The sequence below is a fragment of the Acidovorax lacteus genome (assembly GCF_039540375.1).
GTDB lineage: Bacteria > Pseudomonadota > Gammaproteobacteria > Burkholderiales > Burkholderiaceae_C > Acidovorax_G > Acidovorax_G lacteus.
Window position 1 is genome coordinate 173614 of the sequence record NZ_BAABEX010000011.1, and the last position, 21037, is coordinate 194650.

The 21037-nt window shown below is 67.6% G+C and carries 16 protein-coding genes and 1 riboswitch; of the genes, 7 read left to right on the forward strand and 9 right to left on the reverse strand.

What is annotated here, in order from left to right:
* Positions 1-56: 56 nt before the first annotated feature.
* From ABD866_RS09240 to ABD866_RS09250, 3 genes are read right to left on the reverse strand one after another with little or no spacing between them, the layout of a single operon-like run.
* Entirely contained in the window at positions 57-362 is a 306-nt protein-coding gene (locus ABD866_RS09240; protein WP_345063664.1) for an urease subunit beta, read from the reverse strand.
* 24 nt (positions 363-386) lie between these two features.
* A complete protein-coding gene (locus ABD866_RS09245; RefSeq protein ID WP_345063666.1) occupies positions 387-998 on the reverse strand; it encodes a HupE/UreJ family protein in 612 nt (203 codons plus the stop codon).
* 40 nt (positions 999-1038) lie between these two features.
* On the reverse strand, positions 1039-1341 hold the full coding sequence (locus ABD866_RS09250) for an urease subunit gamma (RefSeq protein WP_345063668.1): 303 nt from the start codon (positions 1339-1341) through the stop codon (positions 1039-1041).
* 296 nt (positions 1342-1637) lie between these two features.
* Here ABD866_RS09250 and ABD866_RS09255 point away from each other — a divergent pair, with 296 nt between their 5' ends.
* The 3 genes from ABD866_RS09255 (at position 1638) to ABD866_RS09265 (ending at position 8825) form a co-directional block, all read left to right on the forward strand.
* Positions 1638-5225, forward strand: a complete 3588-nt coding sequence (locus tag ABD866_RS09255) for a hybrid sensor histidine kinase/response regulator (protein ID WP_425549568.1) — start codon at positions 1638-1640, stop codon at positions 5223-5225.
* Entirely contained in the window at positions 5222-6238 is a 1017-nt protein-coding gene (locus ABD866_RS09260; protein ID WP_345063670.1) for a response regulator, read from the forward strand. Before ABD866_RS09255 ends, ABD866_RS09260 begins: the two co-directional genes overlap by 4 nt.
* Positions 6239-6398: 160 nt before the next feature.
* A riboswitch (cyclic di-GMP riboswitch) is annotated at positions 6399-6485 on the forward strand.
* 255 nt (positions 6486-6740) lie between these two features.
* The gene (locus ABD866_RS09265) at positions 6741-8825 is read left to right on the forward strand and encodes a S8 family peptidase (protein ID WP_345063672.1); all 2085 of its coding nucleotides are present in this window, start codon (positions 6741-6743) and stop codon (positions 8823-8825) included.
* A 12-nt stretch (positions 8826-8837) separates the two neighbouring features.
* On the opposite strand, the gene ABD866_RS09270 is transcribed toward ABD866_RS09265, so the two are convergent.
* The 6 genes from ABD866_RS09270 to ABD866_RS09295 all read right to left on the reverse strand — a co-directional run bounded on the left by ABD866_RS09270 (position 8838) and on the right by ABD866_RS09295 (position 15135).
* Complete coding sequence (locus ABD866_RS09270) at positions 8838-9293, reverse strand: (2Fe-2S)-binding protein (protein ID WP_345063674.1); 456 nt, start codon at positions 9291-9293, stop codon at positions 8838-8840.
* 14 nt (positions 9294-9307) lie between these two features.
* The gene (locus tag ABD866_RS09275; RefSeq protein WP_345063676.1) at positions 9308-11578 is read right to left on the reverse strand and encodes a xanthine dehydrogenase family protein molybdopterin-binding subunit; all 2271 of its coding nucleotides are present in this window, start codon (positions 11576-11578) and stop codon (positions 9308-9310) included.
* A gap of 11 nt (positions 11579-11589) precedes the next feature.
* On the reverse strand, positions 11590-12063 hold the full coding sequence (locus tag ABD866_RS09280) for a MerR family transcriptional regulator (protein ID WP_345063679.1): 474 nt from the start codon (positions 12061-12063) through the stop codon (positions 11590-11592).
* Positions 12064-12225: 162 nt separating this feature from the next.
* A complete protein-coding gene (locus ABD866_RS09285; protein WP_345063681.1) occupies positions 12226-13863 on the reverse strand; it encodes a hypothetical protein in 1638 nt (545 codons plus the stop codon).
* Positions 13850-14197 carry a hypothetical protein gene (locus tag ABD866_RS09290; protein ID WP_345063684.1) on the reverse strand — a complete coding sequence of 116 codons (348 nt, stop codon included), beginning with the start codon at positions 14195-14197 and terminating at the stop codon, positions 13850-13852. The genes ABD866_RS09285 and ABD866_RS09290 overlap by 14 nt, the downstream gene beginning before the upstream one ends.
* Before the next feature lie 26 nt (positions 14198-14223).
* On the reverse strand, positions 14224-15135 hold the full coding sequence (locus tag ABD866_RS09295) for a hypothetical protein (RefSeq protein ID WP_345063686.1): 912 nt from the start codon (positions 15133-15135) through the stop codon (positions 14224-14226).
* A gap of 284 nt (positions 15136-15419) precedes the next feature.
* On the opposite strand from ABD866_RS09295, the gene urtA reads away from it, so the two are divergent.
* The 4 genes from urtA to urtD all read left to right on the forward strand — a co-directional run bounded on the left by urtA (position 15420) and on the right by urtD (position 20468).
* A complete protein-coding gene (urtA, locus tag ABD866_RS09300; RefSeq protein ID WP_345063688.1) occupies positions 15420-16691 on the forward strand; it encodes an urea ABC transporter substrate-binding protein in 1272 nt (423 codons plus the stop codon).
* 164 nt (positions 16692-16855) lie between these two features.
* A complete protein-coding gene (urtB, locus tag ABD866_RS09305; protein WP_345063691.1) occupies positions 16856-18436 on the forward strand; it encodes an urea ABC transporter permease subunit UrtB in 1581 nt (526 codons plus the stop codon).
* Positions 18437-18456: 20 nt separating this feature from the next.
* Positions 18457-19596, forward strand: a complete 1140-nt coding sequence (gene urtC / locus ABD866_RS09310) for an urea ABC transporter permease subunit UrtC (protein ID WP_345063693.1) — start codon at positions 18457-18459, stop codon at positions 19594-19596.
* The gene (urtD, locus tag ABD866_RS09315; protein ID WP_345063695.1) at positions 19593-20468 is read left to right on the forward strand and encodes an urea ABC transporter ATP-binding protein UrtD; all 876 of its coding nucleotides are present in this window, start codon (positions 19593-19595) and stop codon (positions 20466-20468) included. Before urtC ends, urtD begins: the two co-directional genes overlap by 4 nt.
* Positions 20469-21037: the final 569 nt, after the last annotated feature.

Here is a 21037-nt window from a genome sequence, read left to right on the forward strand (position 1 = left end):
GATAAACAAGCACGAGCAGCCGATTTGGCTGGGAATGTGAAAAGGGGTCTATCGCCTCACAGCGGCCCCTGCACCTTGCCCTGAAAGCCGATCACCACGCGGTCGCCCGCGTAGTCCACCAGCTCCACCGTGCGCTGCTGGCCGGGCTCGAAGCGCACGGCCGTGCCCGAGGCAATGTTCAGCCGCATGCCGCGCGCGGCGGCGCGGTCAAAGCCCAGCGCGTCGTTGGTTTCGGCAAAGTGGTAGTGCGAGCCCACTTGGATGGGCCGGTCGCCCGTGTTGCGCACCACCAGGGTCAGGGTACGGCGGCCGGTGTTGAGCGGGTGCTCGCCGGGCTCGGTCAGCAGTTCTCCGGGGATCATGGCGTGCCTCCGTACAGCAGGGCCTCAGGCCAGTGCGGGCCACAATGCGATGCCGCCCAGCAGCGACACGGCACCGCCGGCCAGGCGCGGGGCCCACACATGGCGGCGCAGCGGCCAGCCGGCCAGCAAACCCGCGGCGTGCAGGGCCAGCGTGGCCAGCAGCATGCCCGTCAGGGTGGCGGCGGCCTGGGCCGCTGGCAGCTCTGCGCCGTGGGCCAGCCCGTGGAACACCGCAAACGACCCGGCCACCAGCGCAGTCACGGCCCGCGGCAGCGCAAGCCGCGTGGCCACCAGCAGGCCCGTGACCAGCAGCGACACGGCAATCATGGGCTCTACGCCGGGCAGATCCAGTCCGCGCCAGCCCAGCACCGCGCCGCCCAGCAGCAGCGCCGCAAACCATGCGGGGCTCCAGAGCGCACGGGCCGGGGCCTGCGGACCGGCGGGCACGCTCAGTGCGCTCCACAGGCCAATGGCCACCATGGCCGCCAGGTGGTCCAGGCCGGTGAGCGGGTGCAACAAGCCGGCCACAAAGCCGCCGTGGTCGTGGCCCGGTGCGCCGGTATGGGCGCTGGCCGCCGAAGACAGGGCCAGGGCCGCACAGGCCAGCAGGGCATGGGAGGGTCGGATCAGGCGCATGGGCACTCCAGGAAAAAAACGGGTCAGGGTCGGTCAGAGGTCAGACGATGGGCTGGTGCACGGTCACAAGCTTGGTGCCATCGGGGAAGGTGGCCTCGACCTGGATGTCGGGAATCATCTCGGGCACGCCGTCCATCACTTCGGCACGGGTCAGCACGGCGCGGCCTTCGCTCATGAGCTGTGCCACGGTTTTGCCATCGCGCGCGCCCTCCATCACGGCGGCGCTGATCAGCGCCACGGCTTCGGGGTAGTTGAGCTTGAGGCCCCGGGCCTTGCGCCGCTCGGCCAGCAGGGCGGCGGTGAAGATCAGCAGCTTGTCTTTTTCGCGAGGTGTCAGTTCCATATTCGTTCGCTTCGCTCACGGCTGGGGTCACAAGCCCGCGCGACCGGCAGTGCCGGTCGAACGCGGGGAGTCCATTCCATCGTCGTTCCACTCCGGTCCCGGGGGCAAGCCCGCAAAACACGCAACGCAAGGTTCAACGCACGACGCTGTTGGAGGCCATCGTACGCAGCAAGGGCCATGCCCGTCCATACGGCAAGCGGCGTATCGGCCCTGGCGTGGCATGGAACCTGCACCGCTGGTCGTACGCCGCCGGGTCTTGCCGCCTGGACGGTGCTCCCCTCCACCCTGCTGGTTCCGTGTCTTCTCCACCCTTGACCCCACCCGCCGCACGCGACGCCCCTGCGCCCCAGCAGGTGGTGAAGGTGCGCCGCGACTACAACGACTGGGTGGCCACCGAGACCATGGAAGACTACGCGCTGCGCTACACACCGGTGCGTTTTCGGCGCTGGTCGTCTTGGCGCGTGGCCAACACGGCGTTTGGCGCGGCGTCGTTCCTGATCCTGGAGGCCGTGGGAGCCACGCTGCTGGTGCAGTACGGCTTTCTCAATGCGTTCTGGGCCATTGTGGCCACGGGGCTCATCATCTTTCTGGCGGGGCTGCCGATCAGCGTGTACGCGGCACGCCACGGGGTGGACATGGACCTGCTCACCCGCGGGGCGGGCTTTGGCTACATCGGCTCGACCATCACCTCGCTGATTTACGCCTCGTTCACGTTCATCTTCTTCGCGCTTGAAGCGGCCGTCATGGCCTATGCGCTGGAACTGGCGCTGGGCATTCCGCCCACCTGGGGCTATCTGATCTGTGCGCTGGTGGTGATTCCGCTGGTCACGCACGGGGTGTCGGTCATCAGCCGCCTGCAACTGTGGACGCAGCCGCTGTGGCTGGTGATGCTGGTGGTGCCGTTCGTGTTTGTGCTGGCGCACGATCCTGGTGCGTTTGCCGGGGTGGTGCACTACGGCGGTGAAACAGGACAGGGAGAGCGCTTTGATCTGCCCCTGTTTGGTGCGGCCTTGACGGTGGGAATCGCCCTCATCACCCAGATGGGGGAGCAGGCCGACTATCTGCGCTTCATGCCGGAGCAGACGCGCGCCAACCGGGTGCGCTGGTGGGCCGGGGTGCTGGCGGGTGGGCCGGGCTGGGTGGTGCTGGGGGTGCTCAAGATGCTGGGCGGTGCGCTGCTGGCCTGGCTGGCCATGGCCCACATGGTGCCGGTCGAGCGCGCGGTCGATCCGAACCAGATGTACCTCGTCGCCTACGAGTACGTCTTCTCCCACCCTGGCTGGGCGGTGGCGGCCACGGCGCTGTTCGTCGTGGTGTCGCAGATGAAGATCAACGTCACCAACGCCTATGCGGGGTCGCTCGCGTGGTCCAACTTCTTCTCGCGCCTCACGCACAGCCATCCGGGCCGGGTGGTGTGGGTGGTGTTCAACACGCTGATCGCCTTCATGCTCATGGAGATGAACGTGTTCCGCGCCATGGGCGAGGTGCTGGGCCTGTACTCCAACATCGCCATTGCCTGGATGATGGCCGTGGTGGCAGACCTCGTGGTCAACAAGCCGCTGGGCCTGTCGCCGCGGGGCATCGAGTTCAAGCGCGCCCATCTGTACGACATCAATCCGGTGGGTGTGGGGGCCATGGTGCTGGCGTCCATCGTGTCCATCACCGCGCATCTGGGGGTGTTCGGCCCGCTGCCGCAGGCGTTTTCGGCGGTGATCGCCATGGCGGTGGCCTTTGTCACGGCCCCGCTGATCGCCTGGGCCACACGCGGCCGCTACTACCTGGCGCGGCAGCCCGAACCTGAGCCTGAGCCTTCCGCCACCTGTGGCAGTGGTGGCGGCTGCGCCGGGTGCGCTGCGTCGGCCACGGCGCTGCCCGCCCTGCAGCGCTGCGTGGTGTGCGAGCGCGAGTACGAGGCGCCCGACATGGCGGGCTGCCCTGCCTACCGCGGGCCCATCTGCTCGTTGTGCTGCACGCTTGATGCGCGCTGCGGCGATCTGTGCAAACCCCACGCACACCTGGCGGTGCAGTGGTCGGCCACGCTGCGCTGGCTGCTGCCGCGCCGCATCTGGCCGTATCTGGACACCGGGCTTGCGCACTTCCTGCTCCTGATGCTGGTGATCGCGCCTGTGCTGGCGGCCGTGATGGGGCTGCTTTATCACCAGGAGCTTCAGACGCTGGCCCAGGCACTCGACGTGATCGACAGCCCGGCCGCACCCGAGGGCGCGCTGCGCTCGGGCCTGCTCAAGGCCTACCTGGTGCTGCTGCTGATCTCAGGCATCGTGGCTTGGTGGCTGGTGCTGGCCCACAAAAGCCGCCAGGTGGCGCAGGAGGAATCCAACCGCCAGACGGGCCTGCTGATGCGCGAGATCGAACTGCACCGCCAGACGGATGCCGCGCTGCAGACCGCACGCCAGGTGGCCGAGCAGGCCCGGCAGGTGGCCGAAGAGGCCAAGCAGGCGGCCGACCAGGCCAATCAGGCCAAGAGCCGCTACATCAGTGCCATCAGCCACGAACTGCGCACGCCGCTCAACAGCATCCTGGGCTATGCGCAGCTCATGGGCGAAGACCCTGGCGTGCCCGAGCACCGCAAGCACGCGGTGCATGTGATCCGCCGGGGGGGCGAGCACCTGCTGTCGCTGATCGAGGGCACGCTCGACATCGCGCGCATCGAATCGGGCAAGCTCACGCTGGATGTCGGCCCCATGCGATTTGCAGACGGCCTGCACGAGATGGCCGCGCTGTTTGAACTGCAGGCCGCAGCTAAGGGTCTGGCCTTCCGGTTCGATGTGGAGGGCGCGATTCCGGAGGTGGTGCGCGCCGACGAAAAGCGCCTGCGACAGATCCTCATCAACCTGTTGGGCAATGCCGTCAAGTTCACAGCCCAGGGCACCGTCACGCTGCGCGTGCGCCACGCCCGCGAGATGGCGCGCATCGAGGTGCAGGACACCGGGCCGGGCCTGACGGCCGAGGAGATCGAGCGTATCTTCGAGCCCTTTGCGCGCGGCGGCAGTGCTGTGGCTGCGGCCCCGGGCGCAGGCCTGGGCCTGACGATTGCCAAGATGCTCACCGCTCTGATGGGGGGCGAGCTGACGGTGCGCAGTCAGCCGGGCGAGGGTGCGACCTTTCAGGTGCGGCTGTTCCTGCCCGAACTGCATGGCGAGCCGGGCAGTGGCCTGGCCCACCGGCAGGCCATGCGGGGCACCCGCACCGGCTACCGTGGTGCGCGGCGCCGCATTCTGGTGGTGGACAACGAGGAGCCCGACCGCGAATTGCTTGTCGCCTTGCTGGCGCCCCTGGGCTTTGAGCTGCGCCAGGCCGCCAGCGGTCACGATGCGCTCGATCTGCTGGCCACGGGGTATCAGCCCGATGCGGTGCTCATGGACCTGGCCATGCCCGGCATTGACGGCTGGGAAACCCTGCGCCGCTTGCGCGCCATGCAGGTACCCGCCCACTGCGCCATCGTGTCGGCCAATGCGTTCGACAAAGGCCTGGAGAACGACGTGGCCATCGGGCCCGACGACTTCTTCGTGAAGCCTGTGCGCCATACCGAATTGCTGGACTGGCTGGAGCGCCGTCTCGAGCTGGTGTGGGAACTGGACACGGCTGACCCGGTGCTGCAGTCGCCCCCTTCGGTGGCAGCCGCGCCGGTGTCTGCCACCCGCGCTGCGCCGCAGGCTGCCGGTGTCGCCCCTCCGCTGGCGGCGCTGTCTGCGCTGGAGCAGGCCGTGGCGCTGGGCTATCCCCGCGGGGTGCTGCAGGCGCTGCAGGCCCTGGAGCAGGACCACCCCGAGTGTGCGCCCTGGCTGGCCACCATGCGCCAGTGGGCCCAGCAGTTCCAGTTCGAGGCCATCGGCCAGTCGATTGAACAGATGCGCACGCCATGAGCACGCCACCCGCATTCCCGGAACGCCCGGCGGCCCTGGGCCGCGACGACCACGAGGTGGTGTTGATCGTGGACGACGTGCCCGACAACCTGGCCGTGCTGCACGACGCGCTGGACGAGTCGGGCTACACCGTGCTCGTGGCCACCCACGGCGAAGCGGCGCTGCAGCGCGCTGCGCAGGCCCAGCCCGATGTGGTGTTGCTCGACGCCATGATGCCGGGCATGGACGGATTCGAGGTGGCGCGGCGGCTCAAGGCCTCGCCACTCACCGCGCACATTCCCATCATCTTCATGACCGGCCTGACCGAAACCGAGCATCTGGTGGCGGCCCTGGAGGCTGGTGGCGTGGACTACGTGACCAAGCCGCTCAAGCCGCGCGAGGTGCTGGCGCGCATGGGCGTGCACATGGGCAGTGCCCGGCGGGCGCGGCAAGAGGCCAGCACCGCGCGGCAGGCGCGCAATGCGCTGGATGCGTTCGGCTATGCCAGCATCACCGTGCGGGCCAGCGATGGCCGATTGGTGTGGCAGACGCCCCTGGCACGCGAGCTGTTGCAGACCTACTTTGGCGAGGCCAGCCCTTGGGCACCCGCAGAGGTTTTGGGCTGGCTGCGCCGCCATGTGGGCGACGGCGGCGGCCCCGACCCGGCCGCAGAGCCACCGCGCCTGGCGGTCGAGCTGGGAGCCCGGCGCCTGACCTTCCGCCTGCACCAGCAGGCTGGCGACAGTCCTGGAGGTGGCGACTGGCTGGTGGTGATGCGCGAAGTGTCGGACGCGAAGATCATCGAATCCATGAGCCTGTCCTTCAAGCTCACGGCACGCGAGGCCGAGGTGCTGTACTGGGTGGTCAAGGGCAAGATCAACCGCGACATCGGCGACATCCTGGGGGCCAGCCCGGCCACCGTGAAAAAGCACCTGGAGCGCGTGTTTGCCAAGCTCGGGGTGGAAACGCGTACCGCTGCAGCCGCCATGGCACTGGGCCGTATCCGGCAGTTGCACCCGCAATTTGAGGGCTGATCGGTCCAGTGTGCGTGGCGTTGCCAAGTCCCGCGCATGCAGCCCCCCAATGTCTTGGGCGCTTGGTGCAGGCCTGTCGGGACTGCACCGCATCTGGCAAAAATAGTGTGAGTAGACCTTAATAGATTTGCCATATTTGCGCTTTTAGATACAATCTGTTGCAAATCTTGGGCAAACCCGTCGAAAGGCGGCGACGCAAAGCTTCCGGCCTAACGCGCGCATGCGCCACGGCAGCGGGGCTGCCGGAGGGGGCGCCGCTCGTCCCCACCGGCCTCGTCATGGCATACGGAGGTCGCGAATGGTGTCTCATCGAATCGTGCGGGCAGGCGCAAGCCTGTCGCGGGTGCTGCGTGCGCCCTGGTTGTGGTCTGCCCTTGCAGCATCGGTCCTGGCGGCCTGCGGCGGTGGGCACGATGGCGGGTCTTCCCTGGGCACGGCACAGTCTGCCGATGCACCACCCGCGACATCCTGGATCCAGGGGCGTGTGTTATCAGCTGGAGCAGTGTCTGGCGCCACGGTGTTCCTCGATCTCAATGGCAACCTGGAGCAAGACGACGGGGAACCCACGGGGCTGAGTGACGAGCAGGGTCGCTTCGAAGTGGCTGCGTCGGCCGGACAGGTCGGGCCCAACGCCACCTGGGTGGCGCGTGTTTCGCCGGTGGCGCACGACTCGGCCGACGGAGGTCTCGATCTGCGGGCTGCCGATCGTGTGGCGGCGCCATTGGTCGCCTGGAGCGATGGTCAGCCATCCCAGGTGCTCATCACGCCGTTGTCCACACTGGCGTTCGCCGCCCAGCGATGGGAGCAACTGTCCCCCGAGCAGGCCGCCTTGCGCGCCCAGCACCTCGCCGGGATGCCCCAGTGGGCACCGGCCGACTATGCGGAGGGCACGTCCGAGCAACCCATTCTGCAGGCGCGTCGGACCGCCGATGCCTGGGGCCAGGCTGTCCAGACCGTGCGCAACGCCGTCGCAGACGATCTGGATCTGCTGCAGGACCAGGTGCTCGCCCAGGCCTATGCCATGCTGGTCGAGCAGGCCGACGCTTGGCGTGCCGGGGAATCGATCAACGCAGACGCTGGGTCCACCAAGTCGGCCGTGTACGGGGCCGGACCTTCGATTGGCCCAGGGCCCGGGCCCACAACGCGCAGTTTTGTGGTGATGTTCAAGGACAGCGTCGCCAACCCGACCACACAAGCCCAGGAACTGATGCGGGGTCGTGGAGGCCAGATCCGGCAGGTGTACACCCGGGTGGCCAAGGGTTTTGCCGCCACGCTGCCTGCCGCTGCGGCAGACGCATTCGCCCAGGCTATGGCACAGCATCCCGCCGTGGAGTCGCTGGACGACGACATCCGCATGAGCACCCAACAAACCGTGCAGACCGGGGCCACCTGGGGGCTGGACCGTACCGATCAGCGGCTGCTTCCGCTGTCGGGCTCGTACAGCTACACGAGCACTGGCATCGGCGTGAACGCGTACGTGGTCGACACGGGCATCCTGAGCGCCCACACCACGTTCGGCAGCCGGGTGCGCGGCGGCTACAGCGCCATCGTGGACGGCCGGGGCACGCAGGACTGCAATGGCCATGGCACCCATGTGGCGGGCACTATCGGCTCGTCCACCTGGGGCATGGCCAAGGGCGTTGCGCTGTACCCCGTGCGCGTGCTGGACTGCACTGGATCAGGGTCGATGAGCGGCGTTCTGGCGGGTCTGGACTGGATTGCCATCAACGCCGTTCGCCCGGCGGTGGTGAACATGTCGCTCGGCGGCGCCGCCTCCAGCACGATCGACAACGCCGTGGCCCAGTTGGCGGCGCGGGGCATCGCCGTGGTGGCCGCTGCCGGCAACAGCGGAGCCGACGCCTGCACGGCGTCGCCAGCCCGTGCCCCCGCGGCGATCACGGTGGCGGCGACCACCAACACCGATGCAAGGGCGTCCTATTCCAACTGGGGTACGTGCGTGGACGTGTTTGCGCCGGGCACTTCCATCACCTCTGCATGGTCTACCTCGCCCACGGCCAGCAACACCATCAGTGGCACCTCGATGGCGGCCCCGCATGTCACGGGTTGGGCGGCGTTGTGGCTGCAGCGCAACCCGACCGGTACGCCGGCCCAACTGGCCGACGCCATCAAGGCGACAGCTACCACGGCCCGGGTGACCGATCCGCGCGCGGGAACGCCAAATCTGCTGTTGTTTTCGGGCTCCACGTCCAGCACACCATCGCCCGCCCCCTCGCCGACCCCCACTCCGGCGCCCACGCCGTCTCCGAGTCTGCGGCTGGTCAGTGTGTCGGGCTTCATGGCGGTGTCGGCCAGGACGGCCACCGGCTGGAAGGCGGGTGTCACCGTGACGGTGCGCGATTCCAGGGGTGTTCTGGTGCCCGGTGCGGTGGTCACCGGCGCGTTTTCGGCGGGTGGATCGAGTGTGAGTTGCACCACGGCCACCAATGGCCAATGTGCGGTGCAGACCACCAACCTGTCTTCGCAGACCGCCCAGATCAGTTACACCGTACGCGGCATCACCGGCACTGGACTGAGCTACGACCCCGCACGGGCCCTGATCTCGACGATCACCATTCGACGCCCCTGAGCAGCGGCCCGCTCAGGCCTGCTGAGCCGCCAGGTGGATGGCCGCGCGGATGCGCTGGTAGGTGCCGCAGCGGCAGGCGTTGCCTGCCATGGCCGCGTCGATCTGGGCATCGGTCGGGCGTGGCGTGCTGCGCAGCAGCGCGCAGGCCGACATGAGCTGTCCGCTCTGGCAGTAGCCGCACTGGGCCACATCCAGTTCCGTCCAGGCCTTGCGCAGCGCATCGGCCTCGCGGCCTTGCAGGCCCTCAATGGTGGTGACCTGGGCGTTGGCGGGCAGAGCCGACAGCGGCGTGACGCAGGACCGCACCGGCTGGCCATTGACGTGCACGGTGCAGGCACCGCACAGGGCCATGCCGCAGCCAAACTTGGTGCCCGTCATCTTCAGTTCGCCGCGCAGCGCCCACAGCAGCGGGGTATCGGCTTCGGCCTTCAGGGTGGCGGGTTGTCCGTTGATCGTGAGGGTGGTCATGGCAGGCTCCGCCGTCAGGCAAGTTGAAGGGGTAGTCGGCGCAGGCGTTGGCCGGTGAGGGCCGCCAGCGCGTTGGCAACAGCCGGGGCAATGGGCGGCACCCCGGGCTCGCCCACGCCCTCGGGGTGCCCGGTGCTGGGCACGATGTGGGTCTCCACCACCGGGCAGTCGGCCATGCGCAGCAGCGGCACGTCGTGGTAGTTGCTTTGCTGCACCTGCCCACGCTCAATCCGCACCTCGCCCCACAGCGCGGCCGACAGGCCAAACACCACCGCCCCTTCCATCTGCTGGGCGATCAGGTTGGGGTTCACTGGGTAGCCGCAGTCCACAGCGCACACCACCCGGTGCACGCGGATGGCCTTGTCTGCGCCCACCGACACTTCGGCCACCTGGGCCACCACCGAACCAAACGACTGGTGCAGCGCCACACCGCGAGCGCGCGGCCGTCCGTCGGCCGTGGGGGCCAGCGGCTGGCCCCAGCCCGCCTTGTCGGCCGCGAGCTTGAGCACCGCCAGGTGGCGCGGGTGCTGCTTCAGCAGTGCGGCGCGAAACGCCACCGGGTCTTGGCCTGCAGCCAGCGCCACTTCATCGAGGAAGCACTCTTTGAAGAACGCCTGGTGTGAATGGCCCACAGAGCGCCAGAATCCCACGGGCCACGGAAACTCCACTGTCTCGTGGGCAATGTAGGCGTGTGGCCATTCGTAGGGCTGGTCGAACGCGCCCTCCGAGGCGGTCTTGTCCGGGCCACCGCCGGGCAAGCCGAACACGCGGTCCATCACCTGCGGCACGATGGCCTGGCCCACCGAAATGTTGTGCCAGGCCACCAGGCGCTGTTGGTCGTCCAGCCCCGCCTGGAAGCGCGCCACGCACGCCGGGCGGTAGAAGTCGTGCTGAATGTCCTGCGCACGGCTCCAGATCGTCTGGACCGGTGCGCCGTCGGCCGCCTGGGCGACCAGCGCGGCCTGCACCGCGTAGTCCACCTCCAGCCGCCGCCCAAAGCCGCCGCCCAGCAGCAACTGGTGCACCTCCACGGCGCTTTCATCGATGGCCAGCGCCTTGGCCACGGCGCTGCGCACCAGGTCCGGCACCTGTGTCGAGAGCCACAGCGTGCAACGCCCATCGGCCACCTGGGCCGTGGCGTTGATGGGCTCCAGCGCCGCGTGGGCCAGGTACGGGGCCTCGTAGTCGGCCTTGACCACCTTGGCGGCGCTGCCCAGTGCCTTGTCTGCATCGCCTTGGCGGTGGAAGGCAAAGCCCTCGGCCGTTTCCAGGCGCTGGCGCAGCTGGCGCAGCGCGCCGTCGCTCGAAAACTCGGCCGCGGGGCCGTGCTGCCAGTCCACCTGCACCTGGGCTGCGCCCTTTTGGGCATGGAACGGGGTGTCGGCAATCACGGCCACACCACCACTGGCCCCGTTGCGTGGCGGCAGCACCACCGTGCGGCGTACGCCCGCCACCGCGCGGGCCCCGTCGGCGCGCACGCCGGAGACCTGGCCTCCGCGCGTAGGGCACAGCACCACGCTGGCATAGAGCAGGCCCTCGGGCAGGGCGTCGATGCCAAAGCGAGCGCTGCCGTCGAGCTTGCCTGCGGCCTCGATGCGGCGCAGTGGCTGGCCGGCCAGGCGGAAATCCTGGGGCTGCTTGAGCACGGGTGTGCGCGGGGCCTTCTGGCCTGCCGCAGCGGCTGCGAGGTCGCCAAAGCGCGCCTGCGGGCCCGATGCATGTGCCACCACGCCACCGCGCACCGTGATGTCGGCGGCGGGCACCTTCCAGCGCTCGGCGGCTGCGGCCACCAGCAGGGCGCGCGCATGGGCACCGGCTTCGCGCATGGGCAGCCACAGGTCTTTAATGCTTGAAGAGCCTCCGGTGACCATGGCACCGATCTCGCGCATGGTCTTGGCCGTGAGCCAGCCTGCCAGCGACTTGAGGGTGCCCTCTTGGTTGGGGTGGAACGGGAGGCCGTCAACCACGGTGGCAAGGTTGTTGTAGATGTCGTCGATGGGGGCCATGGCCACACGCACCTGGGACCAGTCGGCATCCAGCTCCTCGGCCAGGATGGCAGCCAGCCCGGTATGCGTGCCCTGTCCCATTTCGGCGCGGGCCATCAGCACCGTCACCTGATGGTCGGGCGTGATCACCAACCAGCCGTTGAGCGTGGTGGCGCCTTCAGCGGCCGGGGGCTGCGCGCTGGCGTGCAGGCGCTGGCGGGGCGGGGTCACCCCCCAGCCGATCACCAGAGCGCCTGCAGCCGCAGCGCCGGCCAGCAAGAACGTGCGACGTCGTGCCATGAAACAACCTTTCAACAGGGCGCTGCGGCGGCAGCGCCGGTGGATTGCGCGGGTCCGGCCTGCAGGGCCAGAAACTCGCAGAGGAATCGGCATTCGGGATCGTCCAGCGCCGAAAAATCACCCGCCGCCACATCGGCCAGGTAGCCGCGCACCATGTGCAGCCGTGCAATGCGCTGGTCGATGTGCACCAACTGGTCGGCCGCCAGCCGCATCAGGCGTTCAGTGCCCAGGCGCGCGGCTTCGCGTTCGTCCAGCAGCAGGGCAATCTCGCGCAGCGTGAAGCCCAGTTCCTTGAATGCGCGGATGGCCTGCAGTCGCTGCACTTCGCTGGTCGCGTAATGGCGGTAGCCGTTGGCACTGCGCCGGGGCGCAGGCAGCAGGCCTTCGCGCTCGTACAGGCGCAGCGTGCCGCGCGACACGCCAGCAGCGGCGCACAGCGCAGCGGTGGTCAGTCCATGGGCATCGGGGCGGGATGAGTCAGCCATGGCGGGATCGTAAACCCGGCACAGTGGTGCCGGGTCAAGCGTGCGGGAATATCCGTATGGCAAGCGGGTGACAGCCGCCCCAGGTCGTGTGGGCGTGGTGCGGTGCGCGTCCCCGGTTGCCGCGCTGGCACCGCGTGGCCGCTGACGGGCAGTCCGTCGGTATCACATCACACGACCGGATGCGCTGCGGGCTCTGGCCCATTGCGCTGTCAGCAAGGCAAACACTGCCAGCGTGCATGCGGCGACAAAGGACCAGGGGTGTTGCGAGGCCCAGGTGGCATTCTGGCGAAGCGTGGCTTGAAACACAGCATACGAGGGGCGCTGTGAGGCCCGGGACGATGCCACCATGCGACCCGATGCGTCGAGATGGAAGTGCTGTCCGTCGGTGTTGATGCGGACGACGTCACGCCCTGTTTCTACGGCGCGCAGGCGGGCGAATTGCGCGAACTGATAGCCGTAATGGCTGCCAATGGCATCTTCATCGTTGGTTTGCCACACGATGGCCTGTGCCCCTTGTTGCACCCGCAGCGCAACGTCCTGGGCGTAGAGCAGTTCAAAGCACAACACCACGGCCAGCGGTACGGACCCCCCCTCGGCAGGGGCGGCGGTCGCGCCCGCGAATGGAATCGGCATCGGGCGAGGGAACTGTGTGCCTGGCGTGAACCAGTGCGCACGGCCATGCTGCGCATACGGGTGCAGCCAGGCGGCCAGGGCTGGCAAGGCCGCAGCGCCCGGAATGAACTCCTGGAAGGGCACCAAGCGCCGTTTGGGTTCGAACAGGGTCGCCACGGCGGCCGGGTGGTCGTATGGCCATGGCGTCAGCACGGCGCTGCCTGTTTCGGCAGCGTAGTGTGCCCCGATGCGCCGCTCGAAATCGGTGGGCGGATGCGCCTCCGAGAAAGCGCGGAAACGGGTGCCCGCGAGTACCAGCGGAGTGTTCCATGCGCGCACCTCTCCCAGCAGGGCTTCCTTCGAAGCCGGTGTGTGCGGCAGCCCGGGCACGTTCACCCCTTCTGGCCACGCCAGCAAGTCGGCGCCTTCGCGCACCGCCCGTTCGCTGGCTTGCATGGCCAGGGCCATGCGGTCTGCATCACCTGTGGGGACACCGGTGCCGATGGCCGCGATGCGCAGTGACGGCGCGGAATGTCCGCCCTGTGCGTGCGTTTCCGCCCACGCGAGGCGCCAGCTTCCATAGATCCACGGCGCAGCGACGACCAGCAGGGCGATGGACAGCACGGTGGGTCGCCACTGGTGCCTTCGCGTGGCCGCAGCCAGCAGTCCGTTGATCGCGAGGACCCAGGCGGTCAGCCCCGCGGTTCCAGTGATGTGTGCCATCTGGATCACGGGGACAAGCCGGGCCTGCGAAGCGCCGAGAAGCCACCACGGAGCGTTGGTGGCGAGCCAGTGGGCCTGCGCCCATTCCAGCACCACGCTGGCGGGGACCCAGATGGCGATGGCCATTCCCATGGGGTAGCGACGCCGCAGCAAGACGTAGGCGGCAGGCAACAGCCAGGCCCCCGCTGCGTTCAAGAGCAGCAGCCCCACGCCGGGGCCGAGCAAATCGATCAAGGCCCACAGGTTGGCCCACTGGAAGGCGATCGCATAGGCCGCGCAGCACCACCATGGCCGCTGGTTCCGCTCCAGCGCAATCAGCAAGGGCACCAGGCCCACCCACGCCAGCGGCTCCAGGTACACCCCCTCCCAGCGTGCGAAAGACAGCGAGCACAGCAGGCCCGAGAGGGCCGCCAGTGCCCACGGAGCGGGCTTCAGCGATGGCAGGCGGCGGTCAGAGGCCTGCAAACGGGTCGAAGCACTTGTTGAAGCATGACGCGTGTTCGTTGCCAGTCAGGCCGAACATCGTGCAGTACGTGTTGCAGCACAGTCCATTCTTGCTGCCGCAGACTGACCGCATGCAGTTCAGGCTGATGCTCACTGCGGACTGGTAGCTCGGGAACATCGACTTGCCCTGAGACCATGTCTGTGGGTTGCGGAGCCACTCGGTGGGGCGGTTGGCCTCAAAGCAGCTTCGCAACTGGGTTTTGAACGGTGGCTCTGCGGGGCTGGAGGCCAACGAGGCCGGGCTCCACAGCAGGGTAGACAGCGCCAGAAGAATGAACAGGAATCGACTCAACATGAGATAGGCACTTTCAGACGGGGCCATCACTGCGCATTGACGGCAATGTGGTAGGTGTTGGGGCCGGTGTAGGTCAGCCGCAGGCTGGTACCGTCTTGCGCAGTGACCAGAACGCGGCCTGCGGTCACGTCGCTGAACTCGTCGGCACTGGCAAACAGCAGCGGGTTCTCGGTGGCGTACTGAAACCGGGTCGGGGGCAGCTGCAGATCGCCCATGCGCCCCTCAGCGCGCACTGTGCCCGACAGGCGCATCCCCGTCTTCAGGTCGATGACGGCGCTGAAGCCCTCACCTGCCAGCACGTAGTCGCGCTGCGCGCCCAGGTAATGGACGCGGTAGTCCATGTTCCGGAAGTGATAACCCTGTGCATTGGACCCAAACCAGAACGCGCTGGTGATGGTCTCGCGGTTGGCTTCCGTTCCGTCCGACGTCAGGTACCGGGTGACCGTGTTTTCTTCCGTGCGGTAGGCCAGGTCCATGGTGGCGTCTGCCAGGAAGGTGTAGCGCACCGTACCGTTCAGGCTGGTGGCCAGGCGAACGCCCGGTAGGAATTCTTCGCCTTCTTCAAAGCGGCAGTCGTTGAATTCGATGATGTCCTGGCCGTCCAGCTCACGGTAGCGGTAGCTGCCGCCTGCTTCGCAGGCGGTTTCCGTGACCGTCTCCTTGGGCAGCGGGTGTTGTGCTTGCAGCTTCTGGCGCTTGAGCACCAGCTGGTACGCCAAGGCCTGGGCGCGATGTGTCTTGGCCATGGGAAGCTCGTCGACATTGATCGCAATGCCCAGGGCCATGTATGGCGTCTGCACGGCCGTCTGTTCGGCCAGTGCGTAGTCCTTGGTCGAGATCTGCGCAGGGCTGGAGCCCCCGCCGCAGGCTGTCACCGCCAGGGCAACAAGCGGAAAGGCCAGCACAAGCGGGGCGCGAATGGGGTGTTTGGGTTGCATGGTGGGGTCCAACGTCAAGGGCGCTGGGTGGTCTCGCAGCGAGGCCCTTGGCAAAAGCCGCCCGGACTGTACGGCAGGCGTGACAGGCCGTCCAGCCCGGTAGGGCGGGGTTGAGAGCGCGTTGAAACGTTTGCAAACGCACAGTGGACGTGCCGTTGGGGGTGACGTTCTGTACGCCACCTGGCGTATTTCCGGCGCGAGGGGGGCTCTCCAGAATCCCACCCATCGATACGGGAAAACCCCGAATCGACCTGGTTCCCACCACCCTCATCGGAGAAGCGCTCATGCAACGTCGTTATTCCCTCAAGGCCCTCGCGGCCGTCGCCGCCCTCGCAGGTCTTTCGGCTCTGCCCGCCCAGGCGCAGGACACGATCAAGGTCGGCATCCTGCACAGCCTGTCGGGCACCATGGCCATTTCGGAAACCGTGCTCAAGGACACGGTGCTGATGGCCATCGATGAAATCAACGCCAAGGGCGGTGTGCTGGGCAAGAAGCTCGAGCCCGTGGTGGTGGACCCGGCCTCCAACTGGCCGCTGTTTGCCGAGAAGACCAAGCAGCTCCTGACGCAGGACAAGGTGGCCGTGATCTTCGGCTGCTGGACCAGCGTGTCGCGCAAGTCGGTGCTGCCGGTGGTGGAAGAACTCAACGGCCTGCTGTTCTACCCCGTGCAGTACGAAGGCGAAGAGCTGTCCAAGAACGTGTTCTACACCGGTGCTGCGCCCAACCAGCAGGCGATTCCGGCCGTGGACTACCTGATGAGCAAGGAAGGCGGCGGTGCCAAGCGCTGGGTGCTGCTGGGCACCGACTACGTGTACCCCCGCACCACCAACAAGATCCTGCGCGCCTACCTCAAGAGCAAGGGCGTGAAGGATTCCGACATCGACGAGAAGTACACCCCGTTCGGCCATTCGGACTACCAGACCATCGTGGCGGACATCAAGAAGTTCAGCCAGGGTGGCAAGACGGCCGTGGTGTCCACCATCAACGGCGACTCCAACGTGCCTTTCTACAAGGAGCTGGGCAACGCCGGACTGAAGGCCAAGGACGTGCCGGTGGTGGCGTTCAGCGTGGGTGAAGAAGAGCTGCGCGGCGTGGACACCAAGCCGCTGGTGGGCCATCTGGCGGCCTGGAACTACTTCCAGTCGATCAAGAGCCCTGAGAACACCGCCTTCATCAAGAAGTGGAGCGACTACGCCAAGGCCAAGAACATTCCGGGCCACAAGGACAAGCCGCTGACCAACGACCCGATGGAAGCCACCTACATCGGCGTGAACATGTGGAAGCAGGCCGTCGAGAAGGCCAAGAGCACCGATGTGGACAAGGTGATTGCCGCCATGGCCGGCCAGACCTTCAAGGCGCCGTCGGGCATCGTGAGCAAGATGGACGAGAAGAACCACCACCTGCACAAGAGCGTGTTCATTGGCGAGATCCGCGCCGACGGCCAGTTCAACGTGGTGTGGAAGACGCCGGGCCCGGTCAAGGCCAAGCCCTGGAGCCCGTACATCGAAGGCAACGATAAGAAGAAGGACGAGCCGGACGGCAAGACAAAGCTGTGACATCCCCCTGAGGCGCGATCGCGCCTTCCCCCCGCGTTCGCATCGCAGCGCGATGCGGGCCGGGGGGCACCCCCGGCGCGGCGGGGTGGCCCTGGCGCCGGGGCCCTGGTCTGGGCTCCGCGCGCTGCACAGGCCTGTTTCTTTTGACCTACCGCCTCCCATTCATGCTTGCCACCATTCTTCAACGCCTGACCGCCTGCCTGCTGCTGTGCGCGGCCGTCCAGGCGCACGCGCTCACGGCCGAGGCCGCGCGTGCCATGGTCACGGGTGACACCGACGAGCGCATTGCGGCGTTGCAGGCCGCCGTGGCCCAACCAAGCGAGGCCACTGCCGTCTTTCTGCGCGCGCTGGCCGACGACGCCGTCAAGGTGGCGGGCGAGCGCGTCATCGTCCTGCAGGACGGCAAAGGGCGCGACCCGGTCACCGGAGCCGAGGTGGCGGTGCCGGATGACGCCGAGGACGTGATCAGCAACAACCGGCTGCGCGGTGAGATCGACACCGCGCTGGCCGCCTTGCAGCTGTTTGGCACGGACGAAAAAGCCCGCCTGGCCGCCGCGCAGGCGCTGATGAAGGAGCCCGATCTGGCACGCTTGCCCCTGCTGGAGCGTGCGCTCACCAGCGAAACCAGCGCCCGGGTGAAAGAGCAGCTGGCGCTGGCCCGCTCGGCTGCGCTGCTGGGCAGCGACGACGTGGCCCAGCGCCTGGAAGCCGCACGCGCACTGGCGGGCAGCGCCACGCCCGACACCCGCCTGCTGCTCAACGAGCGCCTGTCGGCCGAAGACAACGCCGAGGTCAAGGCCGCCCTGCGCGCCGCCCTGGCCACCATCAACGAACGCCTGGCCTGGGGCGAACGCCTGGGCGCAGCGTTCTCGGGCATCAGCCTGGGCTCCATCCTGCTGCTCGTGGCCCTCGGCCTGGCCATCACCTACGGCCTGATGGGCGTGATCAACATGGCCCATGGCGAGCTGATGATGATCGGCGCCTATGCCACCTACGTGGTGCAGGGCGTGTTCCAGAAGTTTTTTCCCGGAGCCTTCGACTGGTACCTGGTGGCAGCGGTGCCGCTGGCGTTTGCCACGTCGGCCGCCGTGGGCGCGGTGCTCGAGCGCAGTGTGCTGCGTTTTCTGTACGGCCGCCCGCTGGAGACCCTGCTGGCCACCTGGGGCATCAGCCTGGTGCTGATGCAGCTGGTGCGCAGCCTGTTCGGCGCGCAGAACGTGGGCGTGGAAAACCCGGCGTGGATGAGCGGCGGCGTGCAGGTGCTCTCCAACCTCACGCTGCCCTACAACCGGCTCGTCATCATCGGTTTTGCCATCGCCGTGCTGCTGGGCATGGGCTACCTGATTGCCCGTACGCGCCTGGGCCTGTTCGTGCGCGGCGTGACGCAAAACCGCCCCATCGCCTCGTGCATGGGCGTGAACACGGCGCGTGTGGACACCATGGCGTTTGCGCTGGGCTCGGGCATTGCGGGCCTGGCCGGCTGCGCGCTGAGCCAGGTGGGCAATGTGGGGCCCGACCTGGGCCAGAGCTACATCGTGGACGCCTTCATGGTGGTGGTGCTGGGCGGCGTGGGCCAGCTCGCGGGCACCGTGTATGCGGCGCTGGGCCTGGGCATCCTCAACAAGTTTCTGGAAGGCTGGACGGGTGCCGTGCTGGCCAAGATCGCGGTGCTGGTGCTGATCATCGTGTTCATCCAGAAGCGGCCGCAGGGCATTTTTGCGGTCAAAGGGCGCACCGCAGATTGAGTGGCGGGCAGAGATACACCATGACGAATCTTTCTACTCCCTCCCTCACCCTGCCGGCCCCCGCGCCGCTGCTGTCGCGCACCGGCTGGTCGGCCTTCATCGTGGCGCTGATCGTGGTCTGCGCCGTGGCACCCGTGCTCAACCTCTGGGTGCCCGCGGGCAGCGTGTTCCACCTGTCGGACTACGCGGTGGGCCTGCTCGGCAAGATCATGTGCTACGCCATCTGCGCGCTGGCCATGGACCTGATCTGGGGCTACACCGGCATCCTGAGCCTGGGCCACGGCCTGTTCTTTGCGCTGGGCGGGTACATGATGGGCATGTACCTCATGCGCCAAATTGGCCGCGACGGCAACTACAAGAGCGACCTGCCCGACTTCATGGTGTTCCTCGACTGGAAGGAACTGCCCTGGCACTGGACGTTCTCCGACAGCTTCATCGCCACGCTCATCCTCATCGTCGCAGTGCCCGGGCTGATCGCCTTCGTGTTTGGCTACTTCGCCTTCCGCTCGCGCATCAAGGGGGTGTACTTCTCCATCATCACCCAGGCCATGACGTACGCGGCCATGCTGCTGTTCTTCCGCAACGAGACAGGCTTTGGCGGCAACAACGGCTTCACCGACTTCAAGCGCATCCTCGACATGCCCCTGGCCACCCAGCACATGCGCATGGTGCTGTTCGTGCTCACGGGGCTGACGCTGCTGGGCTTCTTTCTGCTGGCCCGCTGGCTGGTGCGCAGCAAGTTCGGGCGCGTGCTGCAGGCCGTGCGCGACGCTGAAAGCCGCGTGATGTTCTCGGGCTACTCGCCGCTGCCCTACAAGCTCACCATCTGGACCATCAGCGCCATGATGTGTGGCGTGGCCGGGGCGCTGTATGTGCCGCAGGTGGGCATCATCAACCCGGGCGAGATGAGCCCGGCCAACTCCATCGAGATCGCCGTGTGGACGGCCGTGGGGGGGCGCGCCACGCTGATCGGGCCCATCGTGGGCGCGTTCCTGGTCAACGGGGCCAAGAGCTGGCTCACGGTGACCGCCCCCGAGTTCTGGCTGTATTTTCTGGGCGCGCTGTTCATTGCGGTGACCCTGTTCCTGCCCAACGGCGTGGTCGGCCTGGCCAAGAAGCTGCACGCCGCCTGGGCCCGCAAGAAGGGAGCCGCGCAATGACGCCCGATCTGATGGACGAGGGCGCGCGCCGCGCCCAGGCCCGCCTGCCGCAAGGCCCGGCGGGCCAGACGGAGTCGGGCGGCCGCACGGCGGGCTTCTCGCGCATCGCCACCCCGGGCGAGGTGGATGTGGCCCACGGCCGCATCCTGTACCTGGAAGACGTGCACGTGGCCTTCGACGGCTTCAAGGCCATCAACGGCCTGAACCTCGACATTGCGCCGGGCGAGTTGCGCTGCATCATCGGCCCCAACGGCGCGGGCAAGACCACGATGATGGACATCATCACCGGCAAGACCCGGCCCGACCGCGGCACGGTGTTCTTCGGCTCCACCATCGACCTGCTGCGCCACAACGAGCCCGAGATCGCCAGCCTGGGCATCGGCCGCAAGTTCCAGAAGCCCACGGTGTTCGAGCAGCTCACGGTGTTCGAGAACCTGGAGCTCGCGCTCAAGACGCACAAGGGCGTGGCGGCGTCCATGTTCTTCCGCCTCGATTCGGCCCAGAAGGACCGGCTGGCCGAGGTGCTGCACACCATCCACCTGGCCGACCAGACCACCCGCCTGGCCGGGCTGCTGAGCCACGGGCAGAAGCAGTGGCTGGAGATCGGCATGCTGCTGATGCAAGACCCGAAGCTGCTGCTGCTGGACGAGCCCGTGGCGGGCATGACCGACGAGGAGACCGTGCGCACGGCCGAGCTGTTCCTGTCGCTCAAGGGCAAGCATTCGCTGATGGTGGTGGAGCACGACATGTCGTTCATCCGCGCGATTTCCGAAAAGGTGACGGTGCTGTGCGATGGCGCGGTGCTGGCCGAGGGCACGCTGGACCAGGTGCAGGCGGATGAGCGGGTGATCGAGGTGTACCTGGGGCGGTGATGGAGGCGCTTGGAGTGTTTTTGGCTGCTCGTGCTTATTTGGTAAGCACAAGCAGCTATGGAATTCGTAGCATTCTGTGTTTGGCGGTAGTGTGCCGCTGGGGTGTGTTGTGGTCCGGGGCCGGGTCTCGGCCCGGCGGCCGACCTCCTTTTCTTTGCGTCGCCAAAGAAAAGGAGGCAAAAGAAAGGCGACCCTACAGGCTGCGTCCCCACGCGCACTGGCGTGCGCGCGGGGCAACCTGCGGTGCTCGCGCCTGGGGTGCGCCGCATAACTCACTTCGCGCCTGCGGCGCTGCGTTCGGACAAATGCGGCGAGCTAGAAGGACGAAGCCTGCGTGTCCTGCGGCACGCAGGCCACCCCAGGCGCTGCGCGCCTCGGCGCATCCTGAAGGGGGTGGGGGCGGGCCATTGCTGCGCTCGGCCCGGTGGGGGTATCACCGCTCTGACGCAAACCACAGCGCGCCACGTTCGGCAGGGCGGCAGCGCCGCCCGGGAGTCGGCGTCACTGCGCAGCAGCAGCCGACCCCTCTGGCCCCTCGGCTGCGACGAGGAGCACAGGGCGCGGGGCGG